Source organism: Paenibacillus sp. 32352, from assembly GCF_002042965.1.
In the GTDB taxonomy this organism is placed as follows: Bacteria; Bacillota; Bacilli; order Paenibacillales; family NBRC-103111; genus Paenibacillus_S; species Paenibacillus_S vulneris.
In genome coordinates this window covers 305,210-323,363 of the sequence record NZ_MZNT01000003.1, presented here as the reverse complement: position 1 = coordinate 323,363, position 18,154 = coordinate 305,210, and the positions used below count along the sequence as shown (strand labels likewise).

The 18,154-nt window shown below is 50.7% G+C and carries 17 protein-coding genes, 1 pseudogene and 1 riboswitch; of the genes and pseudogenes, 4 read left to right on the top strand and 14 right to left on the bottom strand.

All coding sequences use genetic code 11. The features are described from left to right. Positions 1–65 precede the first annotated feature (65 nt). The 5 genes and pseudogenes from opp4C to B1728_RS09155 form a co-directional block, all read right to left on the bottom strand. Entirely contained in the window at positions 66–947 is an 882-nt protein-coding gene (gene opp4C / locus B1728_RS09175) for an oligopeptide ABC transporter permease (protein WP_079909899.1), read from the bottom strand. A 3-nt stretch (positions 948–950) separates the two neighbouring features. Beyond that, entirely contained in the window at positions 951–1,922 is a 972-nt protein-coding gene (locus B1728_RS09170; RefSeq protein WP_079909898.1) for an ABC transporter permease, read from the bottom strand. A 43-nt stretch (positions 1,923–1,965) separates the two neighbouring features. Then, on the bottom strand, positions 1,966–3,624 hold the full coding sequence (locus B1728_RS09165) for a peptide-binding protein (protein WP_079909897.1): 1,659 nt from the start codon (positions 3,622–3,624) through the stop codon (positions 1,966–1,968). 45 nt (positions 3,625–3,669) lie between these two features. Next, positions 3,670–4,626 carry an ABC transporter ATP-binding protein gene (locus tag B1728_RS09160; RefSeq protein WP_079909896.1) on the bottom strand — a complete coding sequence of 319 codons (957 nt, stop codon included), beginning with the start codon at positions 4,624–4,626 and terminating at the stop codon, positions 3,670–3,672. Between the two features lie 26 nt (positions 4,627–4,652). Further along, positions 4,653–5,586, bottom strand: a pseudogene (locus B1728_RS09155) (ABC transporter ATP-binding protein). Positions 5,587–5,944: 358 nt separating this feature from the next. Between B1728_RS09155 and B1728_RS09150 the strand changes: the two are divergent. Continuing rightward, entirely contained in the window at positions 5,945–6,547 is a 603-nt protein-coding gene (locus B1728_RS09150; protein WP_079909895.1) for a P-loop nucleotide/nucleoside kinase family protein, read from the top strand. Positions 6,548–6,611: 64 nt separating this feature from the next. Here B1728_RS09150 and desA read toward each other — a convergent pair whose 3' ends face one another. The 3 genes from desA to B1728_RS09135 all read right to left on the bottom strand — a co-directional run bounded on the left by desA (position 6,612) and on the right by B1728_RS09135 (position 9,738). Next, positions 6,612–7,625 (bottom strand): Delta(5) desaturase DesA, encoded by a 1,014-nt coding sequence (desA, locus tag B1728_RS09145; protein ID WP_079909894.1) that lies wholly within the window; start codon positions 7,623–7,625, stop codon positions 6,612–6,614. A gap of 118 nt (positions 7,626–7,743) precedes the next feature. Beyond that, complete coding sequence (locus B1728_RS09140; RefSeq protein WP_079909893.1) at positions 7,744–8,298, bottom strand: MFS transporter; 555 nt, start codon at positions 8,296–8,298, stop codon at positions 7,744–7,746. Between the two features lie 6 nt (positions 8,299–8,304). Continuing rightward, positions 8,305–9,738, bottom strand: a complete 1,434-nt coding sequence (locus tag B1728_RS09135) for an FAD-binding oxidoreductase (protein WP_079909892.1) — start codon at positions 9,736–9,738, stop codon at positions 8,305–8,307. Positions 9,739–9,906: 168 nt separating this feature from the next. Between B1728_RS09135 and B1728_RS09130 the strand changes: the two genes are divergently transcribed. Next, on the top strand, positions 9,907–10,122 hold the full coding sequence (locus B1728_RS09130) for a hypothetical protein (RefSeq protein WP_079909891.1): 216 nt from the start codon (positions 9,907–9,909) through the stop codon (positions 10,120–10,122). A 101-nt stretch (positions 10,123–10,223) separates the two neighbouring features. On the opposite strand, the gene B1728_RS09125 is transcribed toward B1728_RS09130, so the two are convergent. Together B1728_RS09125 and B1728_RS09120 are read right to left on the bottom strand one after the other, a co-directional pair. Continuing rightward, the gene (locus B1728_RS09125; protein ID WP_079909890.1) at positions 10,224–11,753 is read right to left on the bottom strand and encodes a solute symporter family protein; all 1,530 of its coding nucleotides are present in this window, start codon (positions 11,751–11,753) and stop codon (positions 10,224–10,226) included. 43 nt (positions 11,754–11,796) lie between these two features. Then, complete coding sequence (locus tag B1728_RS09120) at positions 11,797–12,102, bottom strand: DUF485 domain-containing protein (protein ID WP_079909889.1); 306 nt, start codon at positions 12,100–12,102, stop codon at positions 11,797–11,799. Between the two features lie 323 nt (positions 12,103–12,425). Between B1728_RS09120 and B1728_RS09115 the strand changes: the two genes are divergently transcribed. Then, complete coding sequence (locus B1728_RS09115; protein ID WP_079909888.1) at positions 12,426–13,112, top strand: YjjG family noncanonical pyrimidine nucleotidase; 687 nt, start codon at positions 12,426–12,428, stop codon at positions 13,110–13,112. 173 nt (positions 13,113–13,285) lie between these two features. Here the strand turns inward: B1728_RS09115 and tenA are convergent, their stop codons facing one another. From tenA to B1728_RS09095, 4 genes are read right to left on the bottom strand one after another with little or no spacing between them, the layout of a single operon-like run. After that, a complete protein-coding gene (gene tenA, locus B1728_RS09110) occupies positions 13,286–13,954 on the bottom strand; it encodes a thiaminase II (RefSeq protein WP_079909887.1) in 669 nt (222 codons plus the stop codon). A 42-nt stretch (positions 13,955–13,996) separates the two neighbouring features. Then, complete coding sequence (locus tag B1728_RS09105) at positions 13,997–14,803, bottom strand: energy-coupling factor transporter transmembrane component T family protein (protein ID WP_144027814.1); 807 nt, start codon at positions 14,801–14,803, stop codon at positions 13,997–13,999. Further along, the gene (locus B1728_RS09100; RefSeq protein WP_079909885.1) at positions 14,778–16,271 is read right to left on the bottom strand and encodes an ABC transporter ATP-binding protein; all 1,494 of its coding nucleotides are present in this window, start codon (positions 16,269–16,271) and stop codon (positions 14,778–14,780) included. Before B1728_RS09100 ends, B1728_RS09105 begins: the two co-directional genes overlap by 26 nt. Continuing rightward, positions 16,268–16,855 (bottom strand): ECF transporter S component, encoded by a 588-nt coding sequence (locus B1728_RS09095; RefSeq protein ID WP_079909884.1) that lies wholly within the window; start codon positions 16,853–16,855, stop codon positions 16,268–16,270. The genes B1728_RS09100 and B1728_RS09095 overlap by 4 nt, the downstream gene beginning before the upstream one ends. 132 nt (positions 16,856–16,987) lie before the next feature. Further along, a riboswitch (TPP riboswitch) is annotated at positions 16,988–17,092 on the bottom strand. A gap of 246 nt (positions 17,093–17,338) precedes the next feature. On the opposite strand from B1728_RS09095, the gene asd reads away from it, so the two are divergent. Further along, on the top strand, positions 17,339–18,127 hold the full coding sequence (gene asd, locus B1728_RS09090; protein ID WP_079909883.1) for an archaetidylserine decarboxylase: 789 nt from the start codon (positions 17,339–17,341) through the stop codon (positions 18,125–18,127). The last annotated feature ends 27 nt before the right edge of the window (positions 18,128–18,154 follow it).

Below are 18,154 nucleotides of genomic sequence, written 5' to 3'. Positions count from 1 at the left end.
TGGGTAAAATGAAAAAAGACATTCGGACTCTTCATCCAAATGTCTCTTCTGGTACTAACGGCGGTTTATCGTGAATCGAAGGCGCTACGCAGTCCATCGCCGATAAAGTTAAAGCACATGATCGTCAGGAATATCATGAAGCCCGGTATGATAGGATACCATGGCGCCTTGGTCATGATCGTCAAGCTTTGGGCGCTTTGCAGCAGGTTCCCCCAGCTGGCGGTCGGAGGTTGAATCCCTAGACCGAGGAAGCTCAGGCTCGATTCCGTCAAAATCATCGAGCCCATCTGCAGTGTAGCAGAGATAATGACGGGCGCAATCGCATTAGGCAAAATGTGCACGAAGATGATCCGGAAGTCGGACATTCCGATCGTTCGGGCCGCGTCGACGAATTCCCGGTTTTTGATCGACATGATCTGTCCCCGCAGCAATCGCGCTTTCCCCATCCAGCCGAAGGCGACGAACACGACGATAATGTTGAATAGACTCGGCTTCAGGATCGTCACCACCGTAATCAGGACAAAAAATTGCGGGAATGCCAGCAGCACATCGACCAGACGCATCAGAATGCTGTCGACACGCCCGCCGTAATATCCGGCTAAAGCTCCGACGGTCACCCCGATGATGACGTTGAATACGACGGAGAAAATCCCTACGGACAAAGATACTCTGGCCCCGTACAGAACCCGGCTTAATAAGTCGCGACCCAAATCATCCGTTCCGAACCAATGCTCCTTGCTCGGAGGCTTCAGCCGGTTCATCAAGTCCTGATCCGCCGGGTCATACGGAGCGATAACCGGAGCCAGCAGCGCCAGCAGGATTAACACCGCCATTATAACCAGGCTGATCAACGCCAGACGGTTGCTCTTGAACCGTTCCCATGCGCGATTTCTCGGCTGGGCGGATACGTTCACGGTTGAATTGTTTGTGGTTACGGCTGCATTCATCGGTTACACCTTCGCTTCATTTTTACTGTAGCTCACCCGTGGATCCAGGAGAGCGTAGGATAAGTCGGCCAGTATGCTGCCGAGCACATAAAGAAAGGCAACCAGCGTCGTTACGGCAAAAATGACCGGATAGTCACGCTGGAAGGCCGCCTCGGTGAAGAGACGTCCCATGCCCGGAATGCTGAAAATGGTTTCCACGATGACGGAGCCCGCGAAAAAATGAGGCAAAGATAGACCGAACAATGTAATAAGCGGAATCATTGCATTTCTCAAGCCGTGGAACGAAAGAATCCGGCCGTCCCGAAGCCCCTTGGCCTTTGCCGTACGCATATAGTCCTGATTGATCACTTCCAGCATGCTGGAGCGCACATAACGAATCCAGACGGCAACCTCCGAGCAGGCGATGGTGAATACAGGCAGGACCAAATGCAGCGCCCGGTCCGATAAGCTGAACGGAGCGTTGATCGTCTGCAGCCCCCCGGATGGCACCCATCCGAGCCGGACTGCGAAGAACATCATCAAGAGCAGCCCCAGCCAAAATCCGGGGATGGAAATCCCGACGAAGGTGATCGCCGAGACGATCTGGTCCAATCGGGAGTTGACCTTCACGGCACATAGGATGCCGAGCGGAACCGCTATGGCTATCGCCAGCAAAAAGCTGGTTACCGTTAACAGCAGCGTGTTCGGCAGCCGATCCCATAACAGCTCCGATACCGGCTGGTTTTTCAGGAAGGAGGTCCCGAAATCGCCTACAGCCAGGCCGCTGATCCATTTCCAATACTGAATGTAGAGAGGCTGATCCAATCCGTAGGATTTTATCATATTCTCCTTGTCAACGGCTTTAATCGTCGGATCATCGATGTACTGAGAAAGCGGGCTGCCCGGAGCCATATGAATAATTGCAAACGAAATGATCGTAATACCGATCAGAATGGGAATGGCGTTCAGCAAACGCCTTAAGGCATAACGGGCCACCGGAGGTCACTTCTTTCATTATAATTTCAAAATCACGTCTCGATTATTTGGTAAAATACCACTTCTGAACCTCTTTCAAGTTATCGCGGGCCGGATTGAACCCTTCCAGATTGCTTGGATAAGCCATGGTCACGGTAGGAGAGTACAAGAAGGTATAAGGCTGATCCTCAGCGATCAAGGCATCGATTTTACCGAGAAGCTCTTTGCGCTTGTTCAGATCAAAGGTTCTCAAGTCCTCATCGATCAGCTTGTCGACCTCAGGGTTGTTATAAGTGATGTAGTTCGAGCCGCCCTCAACCATGGAGGAATGCCAGATGCTCTTTGGATTCGGATCTCCGGAGATGCTCCAGCCGTGGAACAAAGCAACGAAGTTTTTGCCGGACCAGTTTTTCGTGAATGCGGAGCCTTCTACCACGCGTGGCTGTACGCTGACGCCGACCTTTTTCAGCTGCTGCTGAATTACGGTTACTGCTTTCTCCCGTACCTTGTTTCCTTGAACCGTTTGCATTTCAAACTCGAATTTCTGACCATTTTTGTCCAAAATCCCGTCGCCGTCGCTGTCCTTCCAGCCCGCTTCCTCCAACAGCTTCTTCGCCTTTTCCGGATCGTACGGGAATTTAGGCACGTTATCCGTGAAGTTCCAGTAGGAAGGAGACGTTTGGCTGTTCACCAGCTTGCCTTGGCCCTCCGCCACATTGTCCACGATCCCTTGGCGGTCAATCGCCATCGTCAGCGCTTGGCGCACTTTTTTATCCTGGAACAGCGGATTGGTCAAATTCCAGGCCACGAACTGGTATTGGCCCGTACCGATGCCTTTTTGCAGCTTGATTTTGCCAGATGTCTTGGCGAACTGCTCGATAGCCTGCAAGTTATCGGCAGGTACGGCAATCACATTAATTTCGCCGGTTTGCAGCTGTGCCATCATCGCATTGGCGTCGGGAATAATTTTGGCCGTTACCTTCTCGACGGAAGGCTTGCCGCCATAGTAGTTCTCATTGCGAACGAAGCGCAGGTATTGGCCTTGCTTCCACTCCTCCAGCTTGTATGCGCCCGAGCCGACAGGCTGCTTGAAGAACGCCGACTTCTCCATATCCTTAATCGCTACATCCTTCAGCAGATGCTGCGGCAGAATGTTATAGATCATCATGTCGATATAACCGGCATTAGGCTCACTGAATGTGAACTTTACCGTCGTATCGTCCACCTTCTCGACCTTGGTCACTTTCGTAAACGGCGCTTTACGCGGCCCTTTGTATTCCGGATTAATCGGGATGTTGTAAGTAAATACGACGTCGTCCGCCGTAACCGGCTTGCCGTCCGTAAACTTGGCGTCGTTGCGGATTTTCACGGTCATTTCCAGCTTGTTGTCCGAAAATTGCGGTTGGCCGACCGCCAGATCCGGCACGATATTTTGCTTCTCGTCAAAACGGTACAGCGTACTGAACACCAGCTCGATCATTTCGCTGGAGGTCGTCGTCGTTGCCCAAAAACGGATGAAGCCTTGGGGCTCCGACAAGTATGCCGTCGTAATTTCCCCGCCGTCGATCTTCTCCTTACTGGATGCCGTTGCCGCCGGATCGGCAGGCTTGTCCGTTGCTTGGGTGCCCGCTCCTCCGCCTGACGTACAGGCTGATAATAAGAGCGTCGCGCTCATGACCGCAGCAAGAGCGATGCTGCCGGCTTTACCGAATGGTTTTTTCATCAAATGGATACCCCTTTCTTGTCATAACCTGGTACTGGATAAGATTTATATGAAATGGCACGAGGCATAATGGCCCGGCTCCCATTCCCTGAAAGCTGGCTTCTCCGTCCGGCACCGTTCCGCTGCATGGGGACAGCGGGGATGGAAGGAACAGCCTGAAGGCGGGTTCGCTGCATTCGGCACCTCCCCCTTCAAAATAATCCGCTCCCGCTTCGAATCCATGGCCGGCTCGGGGACCGAGGACAGCAATGCTTGCGTATACGGATGCTGCGGACGGTCGAACAGCTGGTCCCTGTTGGCCAGCTCCACAATCTGACCCAAATACATCACCGCGACCCGGTCGGAAATATGCCGGACGACGCTCAAATTATGGGAAATGAACAGATACGATACCCGGGTTTTCTCCTGCATTTCCCCAAGCAGATTCACAATTTGAGCCTGAATCGATACGTCAAGCGCAGATACGGGCTCGTCCGCCACAATAAGCTTTGGATTTAGCGAAACAGCACGGGCGATGGCAATACGCTGTCTCTGTCCTCCGGAGAACTCATGCGGGTACAATCTGGCTGTTTGGGCGCTGAGACCTACCATCTCAAGCAGCTGCTCCGACCGTTTCATGGCCTCCTTCCAGCTGAGTCCGCCTTGCACGACCAATGGTTCGGCAATCGCTTTCCCTACCGATATTCTCGGATTCAACGATGCATAGGGGTCCTGAAACACACACTGCATATCTCTGCGGACCGATTTGAGCTGCCGCTGGCTCCATTGACCGATGGATTGTCCCTGAAACCAAATTTCACCATCGGTCAAATCCATCAAGCGCAAAGCCAACCTGCCTACCGTCGATTTCCCGCAGCCGGATTCTCCTACGATACCAAGCGTCTCCCCGACGTTAACGGTAAAGCTGACCCCGTCTACGGCTTTGACTGCTCCCTTGCTCAAGTTTCCGCCGATTCCAAAATACTTTTTTAATCCTTTTATTTCTAAAAGCGGTGCGCTCACGTTCCGTCATCCCCCTTTGAAAATAGCTAAACCAGCAGGCACCGGACTTGATGGCCGCTGCCGATGTCCTTCAGCTCAGGCTGCCGTTCACGGCATTCCGCCAACACCTGCGGACAGCGGTCGGCGAACCTGCAGCCTGCCGGGAATAGGAACCAGCTTCTCGATCGTACCTTGCATGCGGGGCGTGGACTGCAGCAAACCGTTCGTGTATGGATGCTTCGCTCCCGTAAAAATCGTCCTGACGTCTGCGGTCTCCACTATTTGACCGGCATACATGACGATAACCCGATCCGCCATCTCGGCGACAACGCCCAGATCATGCGTGATAAACAAGACCGACATGTCGGTCTCTTGCAGCAGCTGGCGAATCAAGTCCAACACCTGGGCCTGGATCGTTACATCCAGCGCCGTTGTAGGCTCGTCTGCAATGAGGAGATTCGGCTTGCATGCCATCGCCATCGCCAGCATGACGCGCTGGCGCATTCCTCCCGACAGCCGGTGCGGGTATTCCTTGCGAATGCGGCTCGGCTCCGGGAAGCCTACGCGCCGCAGCCAATCCTCAGCAGTTGCAATCGCTTCTTCCTTCGAAGCGTTCAAATGCCGGCTGATCGCTTCCGTCAGCTGGGTTCCGATAGTTAGAACCGGATTCAGCGAAGTCATCGGCTCCTGGAAGATCATCGCGATTTCACGGCCTCTTATCCGGGACATCTCGCGCTTGTTCAGGCCGATCAGATTGCGGCCTTCCAGCCTCACCTCGCCTTGAGCGATTTCTCCGACTCTTGGCAGCAGCTGCATGATCGATAAGGAGGTCATGCTTTTGCCGCAGCCGGACTCGCCGACCAAGGCTACGACTTCATTTTTGCCGATTTCAAAATCAATGCCGTCGACAACGGTCAATTCGCGCTTCTTGTCTCTTATGACGGTTTTCAAAGATTTTACTTCCAAGATCGCCTCGGACAGGGGGATCACCCTCACTTCAAATTCAGGATCATTTTTCTTGTAACGGAAAAATTATGTAATTCGTATTGTCTTCTATTTTATGGTTAATTGACCAAGTTGTCATTAAAAATATTAAAAATTTCTTTATAAAAATGAGATAAACCCAATGCTTCCAATACAAATCGGATTTCTTTGTTTTCATTCTTTTATGCCGATTTGTAGGTTATTACCAAAAAGTTTATAGCGAATGAATATCAATCTGCTTCAGCCAATCTCCGATTTCCCCAATAACTAACTCCACTGTATACTACGCGAGTTCCAGATTATGCTACAATATGGGGAGACTTGTATCACTAATCATAACCTTACGGAGGAAGCTATGCCCAAACTCGTGTTTTTCATAGGACCTGCGGGCGCAGGAAAGACCACTCTGGCTAAGGCGCTAGCGCGACAGCATCGTCCTGCCTTTTTCGATATGGACACGCTGCTGCGTCCGGCAGCCGAGACGATTATGACGCTATCCGGACTGGATCCTACCGATCGGGACTCCCCTGTATACAAGAAACACTGCCGCGACCTGGGCTATCGGATCACGATGGATGCCGCCCTGGAAAACCTTGAACTCGGAATCGACACTTATGTCGTCGGCCCGTTTACCAAAGAAATTGAGAATGTCTCGTGGCTTGACCAGGAGCTGAATCGTATCGGAGCGGCGGCTCGCGAGGTAGAGGTAAAGGCAGTGTACGTTTATTTGCGCGACGCTTCCGTCTATCGCGAACGGATTACGGCGAGAGGCTCGGAGCTGGACGATTGGAAGCTGAATAACTGGAGCAGCTTTAGCCCATCCTTAACGCGCAAGACGATTCAATGGGATTCCTCCGCGTGCCCGGTCCTCTACCTGGACAATTCGGAGACGTTATCCGACGCAAAGCTATCCGAGCTTGAGCGGTTTATTTATGGGGACGGGACGACCTTCTTCTGACCATGGTTCGCTATAAATACAAAAAAGGCATTCCCTCACGAATGCCTTCTCCTTTAACGCTTCTTTATTCTATTTTCGGTTTTACCTTAAGCTGCTTCATATGTTTAAAGCCTACAAACTGCTTGCTATCCTCATCCCATATTCTGAACTTCAACGATTTCAAGCTGGTTAACAGCGTAATCGTATTGACGTCCCTCAATACCGGGTTCGCGTTATGAGCGTGCTCAAGATAATAATTCGGTACACGAGGACTCAAATGATGAATATGATGAAAGCCGATATTTCCCGTAATCCAGTGTAAGATTCGAGGCAGCTTGTAAAAGGAGCTTCCCTTCAAAGCCGCCTGAACATAATCCCAATGCTCCTCATTCTCATAATACGTATCCTCAAACTGATGCTGAACATAAAAGAGCCAAATCCCTGCAGCACCCGAGATGAAGAATATCGGGCCCTGCACCATAAGAAAGGATTGCCAGCCAATAGACCAGCAAAGCAAAGCGGCTGTCCCGACTATACTAAGATTGGTAATGTATGTGTTCATTCTTTCCTTAAAGCCGGCATTTCTCCGATTAAACCGATAATCGATCAGGAAGATGTAGATCGGACCGAGACCGAACATGACCAGCGGATTGCGGTAGAGCCTATACAACAATCGTTTAGGAAATGAGGAAGCTCCATACTCCTCAACCGTCAAAGTCCATATGTCCCCCGTTCCCCGCTTGTTCAAATTACCGCTTGTCGCATGGTGAACCGAGTGGCTGTGCCTCCATTGGTTGTAGGGGCAGCAGGTCATAATTCCTGTAATGGTACCGATAATTTCGTTCGCTGCTTTATTTCGAAAAAACGATTTGTGGCAGCAGTCATGGAAAATGATGAAGATTCGAACTAGAAATCCGCCGGCAGGAATGGCCAATAACAGGGTTAACCAAAATGAAACCGATAAACTCACATAAGCTAAATACCAAAGCAGGAAAAACGGCACAACCGTATTAATGATTTGCCATACGCTGCTCTTAATGCGGGGTCTCTCGTATGGCGCGATGTCCTTACGCCAGCCGTCTTGTTCCTTATGAAGCATTCTAATACAATCTTCCTCTCCATGTTTACGTATAGTAGGTTATATACCAACCTTGATTATACGACGATAAGAAGGAAAGGTTGCACTTCAATAAAAAAATATTTTTTCCATCGAAATATTAGCGTCCTAAATTATCCAATTTCTCTCTCCTTTGGCGCCATACGACCCATGCGCCGACACCGTATAATAGGGCACTGGCATAGAACAAGGCGTTCATCGTCATCCAATCCATCATGAAGCCCCCCAGCAAAACGGCGAAGCCGGAAGCAATCGAAGTCCAAAAATGATACGTTCCGACCGTTCCGCCCCGGTCCCCTTTTTCGGTATAATCGGCCAGCAGCACTTTTTCGGTTGTTTTTTGCAGCGCGTTGCAGCTGCCCATGATCCATTGAAGCAGGAGTACCCACACGTATGAGGAAACCCACGGGAACAGCAGCATGACGATCATCATGCCCGCGGAGCTTGCTGCAAGTATCGTTACGGCATATCGGTCTAGCTTGGGCGCGATCCATTGGGATACGACAGCCGAGCTTATCGTAAAGACAGCGAATGCAAGCCCGTACTTGGAATAGCTGTTCCCCAGGTTTTTTAGAAACAGCAGATAATACGGATAAATCATTCCTCCCGCCAGCGTGACGATGCTTTGTGAACGGATAAGCCAGCGAAGCTTCATATCAGGCTAGTCCCCCTTGTATTGTTGGTAAAAATAATTCATAAACAACCCTTCGGGGTCGTACTCGGATTTCTTGTCCCAAAATTCGCGGGAACGCGGGTAGGCCGCCTCAAATTGCTCCCGCTTCGGATACGCCGCATACGGCAAATAATACTTCCCCTTGTGGGCAATAACCCGATCGATAACACTTTGAATGCTTTGTTTGAATCTCTCCTGCCCTTCGTCCGACAAAGGAACGTTAAACAAGCAGACGAGAGCGAACATATCCTCTTGAGCGTAAGAGAGAACCGCTTCCCGATCCTGATTGACATAACGCACCGTAATGTTCAGCAAATTCAAATGCTCGTCCTTCAGCACTTCCCCAAAGCTTTGGACAAAAGAGGAAAACTCATTGACCGGAATAAAGTATTCCTGAAGCAGGTCATTTCTGCCTGCCTCCCTGTACTCCATGAACTGCGATTCCGACCGCATGGCATTGTTTCGGCTGATGACCGACTGCTGCTGCCGGTTGAAATACCACTGCTGCATCCGCCAGAACATGTTCTTTCCGCTGTCCGAGGCGCGGTTCATCTGAAACAGCAGCTTGGTCGGTATCACCCAATCCTCCGTTGTCTTCAAGGATTGATACTGCCGAAGAGGGAGCTCCCTATCCACCTTGTAATTGATGGCATACATTTCCTTAAGGAACGAATCCGGAGCAACCGAGATGCGGGCGATGTGCATATGGATATCGGGCTCGGCTTGAACCTGGCTTCTAAAATATCCGCTGTAATCCTCAACCGTCATCCTCTCCGTTGATATCCTGTATACTTCGTCTTCCGTAAGCGTTAAGGTCACATCCAGGATAATGCCGAACAAACCATAGCCTCCCAGAACCAGAGGGAACAAGTCCGCATGCTCAGTCCTGCTCACCTGCTTCACCTGGCCGTCGGCCGTCAGCAGTCGAAACGACTCCACGCTTTTGATTAAGGAGCCATTGCGAATATCTCTTCCATGGGCATTGATGCTGATAGATCCGCCTACGGTAAAAATATTCTGGGACTGCATCGTCTTGACCGACAGTCCATACGGATTGACGGCCTCCTGAACATCATTCCACGTCGCGCCTGCCTGAACGCGGATAGTTCGCGCCTGCAGGTCCATGGAGATGATTTTATTAAATGAAGTCATGTCGACAACGATACCGTCCTTATAATAGGTATGACCTCCCTGACTGTGCCGCTGGCCTGCGATGGATACGGTAAGATGCTTGTCCCGTGCTTCCTGCAGCAGATGAACCAGCTGCTCCTCCTCGCGGCCCTGCACGACCCGCTCCACCTTGACAGGATGCAGCCGGCTGTAGTCCGTAATCAGGAACGGATCCTGATCCGCGGTATTCAAGCTGAAATATTGATATAGGCAGAGAGAGGCCAGCAGCAATAGCGCAACCCATTTCTTCATTCCTATCCTTCTCCCTTATCGATTGTGCGAAGCCTCCGCCCATCCAACATACCACAAGTTGGAAATGGGGTCACGAGCTTTTCACTCAAGGTCTGCAAGCCCGTCTCCTTTTCTGTTATAATAGGCGATAGCCTTTTCAAATATGGATACAATAGGAGATTCTGACCCATGGCCATGAACCGCCGACTCGTCACCGATGCCGATTTTCAGGAAGCGATGGACCGTCAGTCCAAAGTACGCGTGTTTCAGGACGATCATATTGTGGATTCCGGCGTCGTGATTACCCGCTTTACGGATTCCTTCATCGTGACGCAAGCGGGAGTCAGCGATGTGACCTATCATTCGCGAAGCTCCTGTGAGTTTTTCGAGATGAAGAAGCGATAAGGATGCTTAGCAAGCAAAAAAAGACCGGGCGTATACCGCGCTCGGTCTTCTTGCTTCTTGTCTCGCCACCCCTGCTATGAATGACTGATACAGCTGCAGCTCTACAGCTTCATCCCCGTATGCGCCTTAACCAGGATTTCATCATATTTCGCTGAATCGGATGAACGTGACAGCCAGGTTCCGATCCATGCGCCTAGGAAGCCGAGCGGTATGGAAATGATGCCCGGGTTCGCATAAGGGAACAGCGCTTGCCCGACCAGGATGGCCTTGCCCGGCTCGGGACTCCAGACGCTCGGGCTTACAATAACCAGAATGAGTGCGCTGATCAAGCCTGTCAGCATCCCGGTTATTGCACCTGCCGTGTTAAAGCGTCTCCAGAAGATAGTAAACAGAATTACGGGCAGGTTCGCGCTTGCCGCAATAGCAAAGGCGACGGACACGAGGAACGCCACATTCAGCTTTTGTGCAAACAGCGACAGCAGGATGGAAACGACCGCTACCCCCACGGAAGCCCAGCGAGCGACGCTCATCTGCTCCTTCTCGTTTGCATCTCCTTTACGGATAATATGAGTATAGAAGTCATGGGCGAAGGCAGAGGCTGCAGCCAGCACCAGTCCGGTCACCACTGCAAGAATGGTCGCGAACGCTACTGCCGAAATAAAGGCGAAGAACAGGTCGCCGCCAAGCGCTTTGGCTAATAGCGGAGCCGCCATATTGCCTCCCTTGTCCGCGGCCAATATATTATCGTAGCCTACGAAGGCCGCTGCGCCGAAGCCAAGGAAGATCGTCATAATATAGAAAATTCCGATCAGCCAGGTTGCATGAACGACGGAGCTTCTTGCCGTCGGCGCATCCTTCACCGTGAAGAAGCGCGTCAGAATATGCGGTAAGCCAGCCGTTCCTAGCACGAGCGCCAGGTTCAAGGATAGCGTATCCAGCGGCACCTTGTATTTATTCCCGGGATTCAGGAAGCTTTCCTTCAGCGGTGTCGCTGTCTTCATCTGCTCGAACATTTCGGTAATGCTGAAGTGAAACTTCGCCAGCACGATGATCGAGACGATGAAGGTGCCCCCCATCAAAAGAACCGCCTTGGTAATCTGTACCCACGAAGTGGCACGCATGCCGCCGAATACCACGTACACCGTCATCAAAGCCCCTACGATCAAGACGGAGGTCACGTAATCCAACCCTAACAGCAGCTTAATCAGCGACCCTGCCCCCACCAGCTGGGCAATCATATAAAAGATCGAGATCGTAATCGTGTTCAACGCTGCGACCCCGCGAATCTTTTTATTGTTAAACCTTGCCGCGATCATATCCGCCATTGTATATTTTCCAAGATTGCGCAGCGGCTCAGCAACCAGATATAGAACGACCAGATAAGCTACAAGAAAGCCGATGCTGTAGAAAAAGCCGTCAAACCCCGATAAAGCAATCGTTCCCGCAATACCGAGAAACGAGGCTGCCGACATATAATCTCCCGCAATCGCCCATCCGTTCTGCCATCCCGTCAATCCCCCGCCCGCCGTATAAAACTCGTTCGTCGAATTGGTCTTTTTGGCCGCATAATAGGTGATGATCAAGGTGATGGCCACAATCCCCAAAAATAATATGAATGCAGACGTATTCATCCTTTTTTCCTCCTTCGGCTTTTCACCGTGCGGTTTACCCGATTCAAGACGCGTTATTTCTCGTAATTTCCTCGATCATCGCATCATATTGGCTGGACTTGCGGGAGTACGCGATACAAAGCGCCCAAGTCATAATGAATTGGGAAAAGGCGAAAACCCACGCCCAGGATACCGAGCCAAAGGCCGGAGCATTCAGCACTTTGGAATAGGAGGTTAAAAGGGGCAGCGCGAAGTAATAAGCGAAGAAAAAGATAGACATCGGCACTAGAAATCGTTTTTTCCTTGCGATTAAAGCTTTAAATTGAGGAGAATTGGCAATGCGACTGTAATCCACCGCTTTGGCATTCATACGCTCAGCCTCCCATCGTTTTTTGCGCCGCAGCTCTTGCAGGCAGCTGCCTAGACTTGGATGAATGGACCAGGGTGTGTGCGCTTCCATTTTCAATTTATTAGGATGCTATCTCCAATATTACGTTAGCTATAAACTATTTTTTTGTAAAACATCATGTAGAGGAAACGAGAATCACTTCAAATGCGAAGTAAAACTATCGTTCCCTTTCGTATTATGAAGTCAGCCATTTTTAGTTGATTCTCATCACCAGCTTGGTCATAATATAAAGAACTCAATTTTGGAGTTTATATATGAATTAGATTTGAAAATAGGGGGACAAAATGAAGAATTACGATATTATATTTTTTGATATAGATGATACACTTTTTGATTTTTCTAAATCGGAGAAACAAGCTTTTAAAAAAGTCCTTGAAAAATATAATCTATTAAATAGCTTAAGGCTGTTCAAAAAGAGTTACCAAGAAATTAATAAAGTGTTATGGGGAGAATTAGAAAATGGAAAATTGAGCCTTGTTGAACTAGGTTCAGAGAGATTTAAGAGATTATTTTTAGAACATGAACTTGAAATTGATGCAGTTTTATTCAATCAAGATTATTTGGGGTTTCTTGGAGAGCAATCGCACCTCGTCCAAGGAGCTGAAAAAGTCATTAAAGATCTCTCGCATAAACGCTTAGCAATTATTACTAACGGTTTCACTGATGTACAAACATCTAGAATTAATAATTCCCCGATAGGAGGTAAATTTGAACATATTATTATCTCTGAATTAACTGGATTCCAAAAACCACAAACAGAAATTTTTGATTATGCTTTTCATAAGCTTCAGATTACAGACAAATCCAACGTGCTAATGGTAGGCGATTCGTTGACTTCTGATATTCAAGGTGGAATTAACTATGGTATTGATACTTGTTGGTTCAATCCAAAGCACAAGGAAAATACTACATCCTTTAAACCTACTTACGAAATAAATAAATTAGAATACCTGATAGAGATTGTAAAATAAGTGCACATGCCCACAAGTTCTTATGTTTGGAGGAGACCTGAAACAGCATTATCATTCGCAAAAAAGTATTGCTCCTCGTCTCATAAAAATCCCCTCCGGTCTACAGTGTTAAGTCCAGCATTGCATGAACTCTTTTCACTGTTAACCGCAAGGGGATATACAGGTACTCTTTCTTATTTATAGGCTGGCCACGCTTCAAGCGTATAAGCCATTTCCCAGAATAAATATTCATAATGACTGCTTATCACAAAATGCTGCTTCATCCGATCGCGGTCGGCCTGCGATACCTCTGCGGCAATAGAGTCCAGACGATCGATCTGCTCCTGCACCAGCTCCCGGAACCATTCGCCGCCGTAAGCCTCAATCCATTCGCGGTAGATCGGCTCCTCCGGGGTTGATCCCTGAAGCTTCTCGCCGATTTCGTAATACAGCCAGTAGCACGGCAAAATCACGGCGATAATGTCGCCCAGATGCCCGTTATAGGCTACCCGCTGCATATGCGATGTATAGGCGTAAGCGGTCGGCGCCGGCTGAAACGCGGCACGTTCTTCGGCCGTAATGCCCATTCGTTTGCAGAATGTTTCGTGAAGTGACAGCTCCGCATTGTAAGTTCCTTGAGCGTGAACGGTCATCCGGTTAGATGTGGCAAGGTCGGCCGCTTTGGCTGCGCCCAGGGACTGTACACGGGCGAATTGGGATAAGTAGTAAGCATCGTTCAGCACATAATAACGGAAGCATTGAAGCGGCAGGGTGCCGTTAGCAATTCCTTGAACGAACGGATGATGAAAGCTTGCATTCCAGCTGTCCTCCACTGCTTGACGCAGCTCTTGTGAAAATTTCATGGCAGTTCCTCCTTTAATTTTGCTTACATCCTATCGTCAAGATCAGACGACTTTATACCTTACATCTCCTACATGGAAATAAGGAAAATGCTGGCCCAAATACAGAGCAGCGCACACCGTCACCGCCAAATAGAAAAGCAAATAGACATCGCGCTGGGAAAATCCGATCCGATAATAAAATGTACGATGGCGCGAAGCCGAGAAGCGCTTGGCCTCCATCGCAACCGCAATACGCTGCGCCCGGCGGATGCTCTGCGCCAGCAGAGGGATCGCGTAGAGCCTTAGCGTCTCATACACGCCTCCTAAACCTGCGCGCCTTTTAACGCCGCGCACCTTCAGCGCCATGCCGAGCGTCTGGAATTCGGCAGCCATGATGGGAATCAGCCGCAAGGCGGCCATAAAGCTGTAAGCGAATTTCGCAGGCAGCTTGCACTGCTGCATCAGCGAGTAGAACAAGGCGACGGGCCTTGTCGTCAATGCAAACGTCAATCCTGTGAGCGCCATGTTGACGGTCTTCAAGCCGATATGAAGCCCGCGGTAGAAGCTCTCCTCCGTAACCCGAATCAATCCCCAATGAATCCATGTCGTGTCTCCTTTTCCGAACAGCATCATGGACATGGAGGACGATACGAAGAGCAGTCCGAACGGCAGGAACATCAGCAGCAGCCGGTGCAGAGGCTGTCCCGAAAAGCACAGCAGAAGAATCAGCTGGGCAAGGGTCAGATTGACCAGAACATTAAGATTGTCCGTGAAGAGAAGGACAAAGAACAAGGCCAGAGACAGCAGCAGCTTGAAGCTCGGATTCACTCGGTGCAGCCAGGTTTCATCGTAAGCCAATAAGTTGTCCACTATCCTTCACTTCCTTCTGCAAATAATGCGACGGCGTCGTGTCCGCTTCGAGCCTTCCCCGCTCCACGACCCAGACCCGGGTTGCGAACCACCGGACGATCTCCAGATCATGCGTGACCATAATAATGGTTGTTCCCTGGCGTCTCCAGGCCTCAAGCTTCTCCAGAATCGCGAAGGTGTTCGCCGCATCCTGTCCGAACGTAGGCTCATCCAGCAAAATAACCCGCTGTGCCTGATACATTGCCGTCGCCACGCTGAGACGGCGTTTTTGGCCGAGCGATAATTGATAAGGGTGCTGGTTCTGCTGGGCCTCCAGACCGAACTCGGCCAGAAGCTCCAGCGCAAGCCTTTCGGCATCCGGCTTCCGCCCGCGGCGGAACCCGAACGCCGCCTCGTCCAGCACGGAATGGGTTACAAATTGCATTTCCGGATTTTGAAAGACGTAAGCTGCGGTATCCGCCACATCCTTGAAGCCTTTAACGCCGCGTCCAGCCAGCTCGTAAGCGCCCGAGGTCTTAATGAGCTGCATCAGGGCTTGAAGCAGCGTGCTCTTGCCCGCTCCGTTCTCGCCCACTACAGCAATCCATTCGCCGGAGCTTGCCGCCGCTTTCTCAACACGCAGCTTCGCTTCCCTGCCGCGGTAGGCGCTAAAATCGCTCAGCTTAAGCAATCCCGATGCCGGCACAGGATTCTCCTCTGCAGCATTCCGCAGCGACCTGTAAGCCGGTCCGGAGACGTAATCATCCCATACCTCCGGGTACCAGATCCCGTACTCCTTAAGCTTTTCTTTATGCTGCCCGAATACGTCGGCAGGCGGGCCGTCCGCCAAGATATCCCCTTGCGGGGAGAACAGCACGACCCGGTCGACAAATCCGATGATTTCATCGATTTTATGCTCTACGATAACGACCGTTTTGTCCCTTCCTATGGCCTTGATGGTATCCCACACCTGCCGGGTGCCCTCCGGGTCCAGCAGCGCCGTCGGTTCGTCGAAGAACAGAACCTCCGGCTCCAGGGCCAGTACGGAGGCTATCGCCAGACGCTGCTTCATCCCCTGGGACATCGCTTGAATGGGCATGTGAAGCTCGGGAAGCTCGAGTCCTACCTGCCGCAGCCCGTCGCTGATTCTGCCGCTCATCTCCTCCCGCGGAACCCCCAGATTCTCCAGTACGAACGCCATTTCTTCATCTACGTACGGCATGCAGAATTGGGTATCCGGGTCTTGAAATACATAGCCCCATGAGGCAGGAATGGCAATCTCGTCGAATTTGACAGGGACCTCGATCACATTGGGAACGAGCCCGGTCAATACTTGAAGCAGCGTAGATTTGCCGCATCCGCTCGGTCCGAGGAGCAGCACCTTCTGCCCTGTCTGAACCGAGAACGAAATATCGTTGAACAGAAGCGTCGGACTGCCGGCGAATTTGAGACGTAGTCCATGTACAGATGCACATTCCTGCTGCATCATCCTTTACGCTCCAAGGCCTGGTAATCTGCGCTGCTCGCCGGACGGACAAGCTGTGTCACCCCGGTAACCTCCAGAGCTTTCACCAGCCAGTACGCGCACATCCCCGTGAAGAAGATCGAGCCGACGATGCGGAAAGCAAAATACAGCGTCAAATTCCAGGTTTGCAGATCGATCAAGTACCCTTTGAACGCGTCGAAAACAAGCGAAGCGACAGCCGAACCGATCCCTGCCAGGGAAACCGTCGTTATCGAGAAGCTGCGGTACCGGAATAAGGCGAATACCAGCTCAGCCAGCAAACCTTGAGCAATCCCGTAGGTCAAGGATTCAATCCCGTATTGCGATCCCGTAAGAAGCTCCCCGGAAGCCGCGGCCACCTCCGCCAGCAGCGCTACACCCGGTTTGCGGATAATCAGTGCCGCTACCGTAGCCGCCATAAACCATACCCCGTAGACAAGCTGATCCAGCTGCAAGCCCGCCAGCTTTACGACGTTGGACACATCTCCCCATAACCGATAAATGATGCCGAACACAACTGCGATGACGATGGTGACCAGGATGTCGGTTAGCTTTAACCCTTTGGACATTTCCATCCACTCCTTTTTCTAAATATGATGATGCTCGGGGCCTCAGCCCAGACCTTGTTCTGACAGGACAACGCGAAAAGGCCACCTCCATCAACAACATGGAAGTGGCCTGCATGTACGTAGATAACACGCTTCTAACGTTCTCCACTTCCCTACGCTGGTACAATCCAGATCAGGTTCAGAGGGTCTAGGATCTATCGATCCAGTCTCAGCCTTTCGGCTCCCCTAGTGACAAATATCATTTTAGCACGATTGGGATAAAAGTCAACGGCTAAATGTGCATTATCCGGTTCGCAGAAATAGACGGCTCTCCTCACTTGCCGATACCGGAGCCGGTTGGGCACCGAAACATCGCCGTTTTGCGTATGGGCAGATGTCCCTTTCCTTCCTGTAGGGCCATGCTTTTTTTCTTGCGTTGGACCCTGTTCTGTGTCAAGATATTCGGTAGACCCACACTATGAAGAAATAGGTGAATGAACAGTTATGATGAAACCTTTTTTCCGCTTGCTGACGGAGCTATCCTCCCGCAAGTCGATCTCCCGGTTAACCGGATCCTTTGCGAAATCCCGAGCAAGCCGCGGATTGATCCCGCGCTTTGCCAAAATATACGGCATTCCGGTTCAAGACGCCGAGAAGCATCTGTCGGAGTATGCTTCTCTGAATGATTTTTTTACGAGACGTTTGAAATCCGGGCTGCGTCCGGTCGATACTGCCGAGCATACCCTCGTCAGTCCGGTTGATGCAGCGATTACCGGCATGGGACCGATAGAAGAAGGTTTGATCGTTAACGTCAAGGGACAAGATTATACCGTTGAGGAGCTGCTTAACTTTTCGCCCCGTACGGTGAATTATAAGAACGGATTTTATTTCGTGCTATATTTGAGCCCGACCGATTATCACCGGATTCATACCCCGATTGACGGAAACATTATCGAGAAAGAGCACGTCCCGGGCAAAGTATATCCGGTGAACGAGTTCGGTTTGCGCCAAATGCGCAGAGTATTGAGCCGTAACGAAAGATTGATCACCTATATGCAGCATGAGGGCGGCGAAGTGGCCGTAGTAAAGGTCGGAGCGATGAACGTGAGCAGCATCCAGTACGTGAAGCCGCTGCCCAACACCTTGCAGCGCGGGGATGAGCTCGCTTACTTCGAGTTCGGCTCCACCGTCGTGCTGCTGATGGAGAGCGATACGTTCTTAAGCCGCAGCGACCTGCATGTCGGAAGCAAAGTCAAAATGGGAGAAGCGTTAGGAACCATTCAGCCATCCTGACATCATCGTACTAGCAGAGGAGAAAGC